Annotated in this window: 6 protein-coding genes; 3 read left to right on the top strand and 3 right to left on the bottom strand. The window is 57.4% G+C overall.

Annotated features, from left to right (window positions below):
* Nucleotide 1: 1 nt before the first annotated feature.
* Nucleotides 2-2053 carry a hydantoinase/oxoprolinase family protein gene (locus AQ1_RS12235; RefSeq protein WP_042087735.1) on the bottom strand — a complete coding sequence of 684 codons (2052 nt, stop codon included), beginning with the start codon at nt 2051-2053 and terminating at the stop codon, nt 2-4.
* Nucleotides 2050-3030, bottom strand: a complete 981-nt coding sequence (locus AQ1_RS12240) for a hydroxymethylglutaryl-CoA lyase (RefSeq protein ID WP_042087736.1) — start codon at nt 3028-3030, stop codon at nt 2050-2052. The genes AQ1_RS12235 and AQ1_RS12240 overlap by 4 nt, the downstream gene beginning before the upstream one ends.
* Before the next feature lie 132 nt (nt 3031-3162).
* Between AQ1_RS12240 and AQ1_RS12245 the strand changes: the two genes are divergently transcribed.
* Nucleotides 3163-4362 carry a CaiB/BaiF CoA transferase family protein gene (locus tag AQ1_RS12245; RefSeq protein ID WP_042087739.1) on the top strand — a complete coding sequence of 400 codons (1200 nt, stop codon included), beginning with the start codon at nt 3163-3165 and terminating at the stop codon, nt 4360-4362.
* Entirely contained in the window at nt 4362-5012 is a 651-nt protein-coding gene (locus AQ1_RS12250; protein ID WP_042087741.1) for an isochorismatase family protein, read from the top strand. Before AQ1_RS12245 ends, AQ1_RS12250 begins: the two co-directional genes overlap by 1 nt.
* Here the strand turns inward: AQ1_RS12250 and AQ1_RS12255 are convergent.
* A complete protein-coding gene (locus AQ1_RS12255) occupies nt 4988-5659 on the bottom strand; it encodes a GntR family transcriptional regulator (protein WP_042087743.1) in 672 nt (223 codons plus the stop codon). The two genes, AQ1_RS12250 and AQ1_RS12255, sit on opposite strands and share 25 nt — an antisense overlap.
* Before the next feature lie 242 nt (nt 5660-5901).
* Between AQ1_RS12255 and AQ1_RS12260 the strand changes: the two genes are divergently transcribed.
* Nucleotides 5902-8397 carry a TonB-dependent receptor gene (locus AQ1_RS12260; protein WP_042087753.1) on the top strand — a complete coding sequence of 832 codons (2496 nt, stop codon included), beginning with the start codon at nt 5902-5904 and terminating at the stop codon, nt 8395-8397.
* The last annotated feature ends 170 nt before the right edge of the window (nt 8398-8567 follow it).

An 8567-nucleotide genomic window follows, 5' to 3' on the forward strand; every position in this document is an offset into this window, starting at 1 on the left:
GTCAGGCGGGCGTGATGAGAATATTGCCAAAAGGATCGATCTGCGCCACATGCTCATCGAGCACCAGCGTGGTGGAATCCATTTCAACGATCACCGCAGGCCCCGGCACCTGATCGCCAGCGCGCAGGCGGGCGCGGTCATAGATCACCGCTGATTTTTCCATCCCATCCATGAAAACGCTGTGATCGCGAATTTTGGCTGCCGATGGATTGCCGTCACCTTTGGGCAGTTCCTGGGGGGCAAGGCGGCTTTCCGGGCTCATGGCGGTGGCGCGCAGATTGACCAGTTCGCGCGGCATATTCAGATTGAAGGTAAAGAGCCGTTCATGCTCGCGGTCAAAAGCACGTGCAAGGGCGGCCAGCCCCTTTCCGGCACGAAAATCATCGAGACTGACCGGCAAAGGCACCTCGAAGGCCTGACCCTGATAGCGCATATCGGCTTCAAATCGCATGGTGATATCGGCTGGTTGAACAGCTTCGCGGATCAGTTCATCCGCCACATCACGGCCCAATTCATCGAGCAGGGCGGCGATCACGCTGTCATCGGTTTCTTCCGCTGTTTGGCCAAAGCTGCGCTGGGTTTCGGCCCGCAAGCGTGTTGTGGCATCGCCATAGGCGCAGAGCACGCCGGGGCTAGGGGGGATCACAACGGGCCATGCCCCCATCAGGCGGCCCAGAGCATTGGCATGCAAAGGTCCGGCGCCGCCAAAAGCCATCAGGGCAAAATCGCGGGGATCATAGCCTTGTTGCACCGAAACCAGCCGCAAAGCGCCAAACATGGTTTCATTGACAATATCAACAATGCCCGCCGCCGCCTGATGAAGGCCGATCCCCAGCGCATCGGCAATGCGCTGCACGGCCTGTTCGGCACCCTTGCGATCCAGCGCCATATCGCCGCCCAAAAGGCTTTCAGGCAAAAAGCCCAGTACCACATTGGCATCGGTGACCGTCGCCTGTTCGCCGCCGCGACCATAGGCGACCGGACCGGGCACGGCACCAGCGCTTTCAGGCCCAACCCGCAGGGCACGGGTGAGGTCTGGCACATGGGCGATGGAGCCGCCGCCTGCCCCCACAGTGCGGATATCAAGCGAGCTTGCGCGCACGGTGAGATTGCCAACCGATGTTTCGCGCCGCAATCGGGGCTCACCGGCTTCGATCAAAGCCACATCGGTAGAGGTGCCGCCCATATCGAGTGTTAAAATATTGGAAAGCCCCGCATGGCGCGCGACCCATACCGCACCGGCGACACCACCTGCCGGGCCCGACATCAAAAGATTGACCGGCGAGGCGGCGGATTTTGCGGCCGACATCAGGCCGCCATCGGATCTGAGCAAATGCAGCGGCCCATCCATCCCCCAATCGCGCAGTGCCTTTTCCAGATGCCCCACATAGCGGGCCACGGCGGGGCGCACGGCAGAATTGGCAACCGTGGTCAGCGCCCGCTCATATTCCTGCATTTCGGGCAGAATATCGGCAGAAATCGTGATCGGCAGATCGGGGAATATTTCGGCGCAGATTTCGGCGACACGTCGTTCATGACGATCATTCACATAGCTGTTGATGAGGCAGATGGTCAGCGCCTCGATCCCTTCGTCTTTCAGGGTTTTGAGCCGGGTGCGCAGGGTTTCTTCATCGATCTCGCGCACGATGGTGCCATCGGCACCCATGCGCTCGGGGGCTTCGATGGTGCATTCCAAAGGGGCCAGCGGCTCTGGCTTGGGCCAAACGATCCAGCCCGCCAGCCCGCCGGGCACATAGGATCGGGCGATCTGTAAAATCTGCCGATAGCCTTCGGTGACCACAAGACCCACCCGCGCGCCCTTGCCTTCGAGTACGGCATTGGTGGCAACTGTGGTGCCATGAAAGAACCAGGCGATATCTTTGGGCGCAATGCCTGCATCCGCGCACAGGGCTTTCGCCCCATCAATCACCGCGCGGGACGGATCATCGGGGGTGGATGGAACCTTGCCGCGCCATGTGCGCCCGGTTTCGTTTTCGATGGCCAGAATATCGGTGAAGGTGCCCCCAACATCCACGCCCAGTCTGTAGCTCATGGTCTTTTCCTTTCTGGTTGCACCCCGCCTGCTTTGAGCTTGGCTTCTTTAAGATTGGCTGGCGGAAAGGGCCCGGCGCGCGAGACCTGTGCGGGCAGATCACGGCCCAGTTTTTTGCCAATCCAGCCCGTCAGGGCAATCAGTTGATCCAGATCGGCATCGGTTGTGACCGCCGAGCGATGCAGCAGATAAACCAGATCCTCGGTCGCGATATTGCCGGTGGCGGCGGGAGCAAAAGGACATCCTCCCAATCCGCCGACCGAGGCATCGAGCGTTGCAACCCCGGCTTCCAGCGCTGCCCAGGCATTGGCAATGCCGGTATTGCGGGTATTGTGGAAATGGGCACGCAGGGGGATATGGGGCACGGCTTCCCGCACCGAGCCAAACAGATCCCGCACCTGCGCGGGCACCGCCACCCCGATGGTATCGGCCAGGGCGATTTCATCGGGTTCGAAATCTGCGGCCCGGCGCGCCATATCAATAACGGTGGCCGGGTCGATCTCACCTTCAAAGGGGCACCCATAAACGGCGGATAAAGTGATCTGGGCGCTGAGGCCATCACCATGCGCCCGGCGGATGATATCGCCAGCGATGCTCAGGCTTTCATCGCGGCTTTGCCCCTGATTGCGCAGGGCAAAGCTGTTGCTGGCCACGGCCACACAGCCGATCTCGTTAATGCCGCCACCATCCGCCCTGCGGGTTGCCAGGGCCCGTTCATAGCCCCGCATGTTCAAAACCAGGCCGATCAGGGTCAGATCATCGCGCGCGGGCAGGCCCGCGATCACAGCTTCGGCATCGGCCATCTGGGGCACCGCCTTGGGGCTGACAAAACTTGCCACCTCGATTCGCCGCAATCCTGCATCAATCAGCCCCTTGATCAACGTGATTTTGTCTGTGCTCTCCAGCCTTCTAGCTTCATTTTGCAGCCCGTCACGCGGGCCAACCTCGACCAGCGATACGGAAGATGGATGCTTCATGCGTTTTCTCCTTTTCCGTTCCGGGTGACATATTGTATGCAATGAAAGAGCCGCATTGTATACAGTGTGTCAAGTCACTCCTGTCGAAAAGCTGTTATGTCAGGATAAAATGGATCAACAAAGAGGTGCACAATGCATAATTCGGACCCCGGCCCCTTCGGCGCTTTGCGCGATTTGCGGGTGATCGAACTCGGGCAGCTTCTGGCGGGCCCCTTTTGCGGCCAGCTTATGGCCGATCATGGTGCTGAGGTGATCAAGGTGGAGCAGCCCGGCACCGGCGATCCCATGCGGCAATGGGGGCAGAAACCCGGCATGTGGTGGCCCGTGGTGGCGCGCAACAAGAAATCCGTGACTTTGGATCTGCGGCAGGCGGAAGGCCAGGCGATGCTGCGTGAAATGGTTGCGCAAACCGATTTTCTTTTGGAAAATTTTCGTCCCGGAACGATGGAACGCTGGGGATTGGATTATGAAACGCTGAAAGCAATCAATCCGCGGCTGATCATGATCCGGGTCTCGGGATTTGGGCAAACCGGGCCTTATGCCAAGCGCGCGGGCTATGGCTCGATCGGCGAGGCGATGGGGGGCTTGCGCAATCTGGCGGGCCACCCCGATCGCCCCCCCAGCCGGATCGGCATTTCCATCGGCGATTCCCTGGCTGCCAGCTTTGCCTGCATGGGGGCGCTGATGGCCCTGTATCATCGCGAGCGCACGGGGGAGGGGCAGATGGTGGATAGCGCCCTTTATGAAGCGGTGCTGGCCATGATGGAATCAACGGTGCCGGAATTTACGGTGGCGGGTTTTGTCCGACAACGCACGGGGTCTGTGTTGCCCGGCGTGGCGCCGTCCAATGCCTATCCCGTCAAGGATGGCGAGATTTTGATCGGTGCCAATCAGGATACGGTTTTCCGGCGTTTGGCACAGGCGATGGAGCGGCCAGAACTGGCTGATGATCCGCGCTATGCAACCCATTCGGCGCGGGGTGAACGGCAGGAAGAGCTGGATGAATTGATCAGCGCGTGGACGCAATCTTTTGATGCCGATACACTTTTGACGCTGATGGAAACCCATGGCGTACCAGCGGGTAAAATCTTTAAGGCGCCTGATATGTTGAAAGATCCCCATTATCAGGCGCGCCAGGCGGTGCGGCAGGTGGCGCATCCCGAGTTTGAGAATTTATGGATGCAGAATGTGGCGCCGCGCTTATCGGCCACACCGGGCGAAATCGCCTGGCCGGGGCCAGCTTTGGGGGCGCATAATGCTGATATTTATGGCCGCCTTTTGGGGAAAAGCGCAAAAGATCTGGACCGGCTCGAAAAGGCGGGGATTATTTAATGACCACAGGTGGCGAAAAAGATCTGGCAACAGATTATGCGGCGGCGGGCTTTGGGAACGCACTGGGATTAGGGCGACGCCCGGCGCTTCTGGTGGTTGATATCGTGCGGGCCTATCTCGACCCGGCTTCTCCCCTTTTTGCTGGGGTAGACGATGCGGTGGCCGCCGCCGCCCGCTTGGTAGAGGCGGCACGCGAAGCCCGGATTCCAGTGATTTTTACCCATGTGCGCTATCGCCCCGGCGGTGCCGATGGCGGCTTGTTTTATCGCAAGGTGGGGGCGTTGCACGTTTTTGATGCGGGCAGCCCCTTGGGGGATTTTCCCGAGCGGCCAGCGCCGCGCGCTGATGAAGTGGTGATCACCAAGCAATATGCCAGTGCTTTTTTCGGCACCTCTTTGGCATCCACATTGCGGGCCATGGGGGTGGATAGCTGCTATATCTGCGGGTTGACCACATCGGGCTGTGTGCGGGCCACCGCCCTTGATGCCCTGCAAAACGGGTTCATCCCGCTTGTGGTGCCCGAAGCGTGCGGGGATCGTGATGCCAGGGTGCAGGAAGCCAATCTTTTTGATCTGGGGCAGAAATATGCTGATATCGTGCCGATTGATGCGGCGCTCGATGCCTTTCAATCCTTTCGTTCTTTGTCCTGAACTGCGTCATCCTCACCCCGGCTGAAACTGCGGAAAGCAGCATGGATATGGGCGGTCATGATCGCCTGCGCCCAGATCGCATCCCCCGCCCGCAGGGCCGCCATGATTTCCTTATGATGCTCATTGGATCGCTTGAGGTCTTCCATGGAATAGCGGTGCAAAGTGCCCAGCACCACCGATTGTTCGGTCAGGCTGTGGAGCATCAGCCGCAGGCGTTCGCTGCCCGCAAGGCCAATGATGATGGCGTGGATGCTTCGGTTGGCATCAAGGAATGTATCCAGATAATAGGCGCCCTGCATCGACAGGGCCCTGTCGATCCGCGCGATTTCTTCATTGAGCCGGGCCAATGCATCTGCGGTTACCCGATGGGCGGCGCGGGCGGCGGCATAGCCTTCGAGCATGGCGCGCAGCTCAAAAAGATCTTCCACATCATGTTCGGATGTTTCGATCACAAAGGTCCCGTGATTGGGGATTTGCCGCACGAACATATCGCTGGCCAGCCGACGAAGAGCCTCGCGAATCGGCGTTCGGCTCACCCCGCACAGGGATGCGAGATCATCCTCGATCAGCCGTTCGCCCGGTTTGAAGGTGCCCCGCAAGAGCTGTTCACGGATTTCCCGATAGGCTTTTTCTGATGCTTTCGACATAATCGCCTTTTCATAGCCTTGGATACAATATCATCGTCAAGCCGTCTTGACGAACCCATTTTGTATACAATAAGCTGATCACATAATCTGTCTCGTAGCAGAAAAAGATCAAAGAGGCATCGCCAGAATGCCACGGATCCAGATGATGTCACCGATCTAGATGAAAAAAGCCGGATGGGAAGGCGGAACGGTGAAAATCATTGCATCTGATCAGCCACATAGAGGAAATGGGAGAAATCGAGATGACCACGTCTCTGTCAAGGCCGCTCTTAGCCAGTGTTGCCGGCTTTTCCATCTTGGCGGCTGCCGCTCCGGCGTTGGCGCAGCAGAATGAGCCACAAGGTGGCGAGGTGATGCAGATCGAGGAAATCGTTGTCACCGCCCGGCGATTCCAGGAATCCCTCCTTGATATTCCGGCGACTGTCAGTGTTTTGAACAGTGAAACCCTGCGCGATGCCGATGTGGAGCGACCGGAAGATTTCATTGGTCTGGTTGCCGGTGTGAGTCTGGTGAATGCCGCCGAAGTGGGCGATACGCAGGTGAATATCCGCGGCATCAATGGCACCCGGGATGCCGAAGCCAGCTTTGCCTTTGTGATCGATGGCATTCTTTATACCAATCCCGCGGCCTTTAACCGAGAATATACAGCGCTTGAGCAGATCGAAATTCTGAAAGGTCCGCAAGGGGCCATTTATGGCCGCAATGCTGCGGCTGGGGCCGTTGTGGTCAGTACCCGCAAGCCTGGCAATGAATTTCATGTTTTTGGCGAAACCAGCTTTGCCGAAGATGATACGGTCACATTCAATGGCTCGGTTGAAGGGCCGATTATTGAGGACAAACTGTTTTTGCGGGTGAGCGGCGATTATCGCGATAGTGATGGATTTTACCGCAATAGTTTTCAGGATGACCGGCCCATCGTTGATGATTTCGAGAATTGGAATCTGAAAGCCCGGCTCGTGGCGGAACCCACTGAAAATCTGAGCATCGATACAAAATTCCGCTATGGCGAGGTGACGGCAGGGGCCATTACCTTCAATGCCGTGTTCGCTTTGCCGGGGCTGGCTGAGGCGTTCAACAGTCCTAAGCTTTTTGAGGATGTGAATGATCATGATTTTGTTTTCCAGCCCAATATCGATCCGCTCAACAAACAGGATTCCCTCGAAATTTCCAGCAAGGTTGATTACACATTCGATTTTGCCGATCTGACCATCTGGGCACTTTATTCCGATATCGATAATTCACTTTCTGCAGATGGAACGTCGGGGGCCTTCGGCTTTTTCAATGATGATCCGATCTGCCAGCAATCGGCGCAAAATCTGTTTGATCAGGGCGTAACCCTGCCAGCGCCCCAATTTCTGGGCTCTTCACCTGCCTTTCCCAATTCCTTTCTTGGCCCCTATACGCCGCTGACCTGCGATGGCACACAGTTCCAGCTTCGCAATCAAAAGGATTTCAGCATCGAGGCGCGGCTGAGCGGTGATGCCATGGATGGCCGATTGCGCTGGTTGGGCGGGGGGTATTTTCTGGATCTGGAGCGCGAAGTGGGGGTGAATCTGGGCCGCGATACGGGCGATGGGGTAACTCGCGAACTGTTTGTTCCCCAGGGCCAGCCCAATGCCACAGAGCAGCTTTTGCATGACCGGTTTGATACCAATGTCTTTGCGATTTTCGGTGAATTTGACTTTGATCTGACCGAAGATATCAATGCATCCTTTGCCGGGCGTTATGATCGCGAGGAACGCGATGTCACCAATCTGGTGCCCACCGAAGCCCGCAATGCCTTCATTGATTTTGATGGGCCGCCTTTCAGCGGTGGCGCGCCGCTTAATCCCGGCCTTAATCCCTTGTTCAATCCCGATGGGGGCTTTGCGGATCGCAGCCAGACTTTTGAAAAATTTCAGCCCAAGATTTCCGCAACATGGCGGATCATGCCCAGCCTGACCGCCTTTGCCAATTGGGGGATCGGTTTCAAATCGGGCGGATTCAACAATCAGGGCTCGCAAGCCACGGTCGATTTGTTCATCAATGATGCCCTTGGGACGGATATCGCTATCAGTGATAATTTCGCCAAGGAAACCTCATCGGCCTTTGAGGCGGGCCTGAAGGGCAATGCCTTCCAGGGGCGGGTCAATTATGAACTGGCCGGCTATTTCACCGATGTGGATGATATGCAGTTTTTTGAATTTTTCGTGGGCCCCTTTGGCCTGCTGCGTGTTGTCTCGAATATCGATGATGTGAATATTTATGGGATCGAGGCATCGGCCAGTTGGCAGGTTACCGACTGGTTCAAAACATGGGCCAATGGCAGCTTCATTGAAAGCGAGATCAAAGAGAATGCGGCGCGCCCGGATACGGTGGGGAATAAATCTCCGGCCACGCCCAAATTTAATGTCAATCTGGGAGGGCAGGTGACCTATCCGGTTAGGAATTGGCTCGAGCTCTTCCTGCGTGCTGATGCCCAGATCGTGGGGCCGACCTGGTTTCACACCGTGCAGGAAAATACCCAGCCATCCTTATTCGGGCCCGGTGATTTTTCACGCACGCGTCGCGATACCTATGCCACCCTCAATCTGCGCGGCGGCGTTCAGAATGATATCTGGTCGCTGATGGTTTTCGCCGATAATCTCAATAAATCCGATTATGTGGAAGAAGTGATCGGCGCCCCGGAATTTGGTGGGTCGTTCGTCAATCCCGGGCCTTTGCGGCGCATCGGGGTGGAACTGAGCTATCGCTATTGATGAAAGGGCTCATCCTTCCATAGGATGGGCCCCACTTTGATGGATCAAGGGCCGGCCCTCAAGGATCGCCCTTGCGCGGGCCTCTTGATCCCATCATCAGCGTCGATCTGAACCGCCCCGGGATTGCCGGAGGCCATTTTGGTTTAAGTTAAGCGGCCATGTCGGTTTCG

The sequence above is a fragment of the Iodidimonas nitroreducens genome (assembly GCA_000710935.1).
Lineage (GTDB): Bacteria > Pseudomonadota > Alphaproteobacteria > Sphingomonadales > Rhodothalassiaceae > Iodidimonas > Iodidimonas nitroreducens.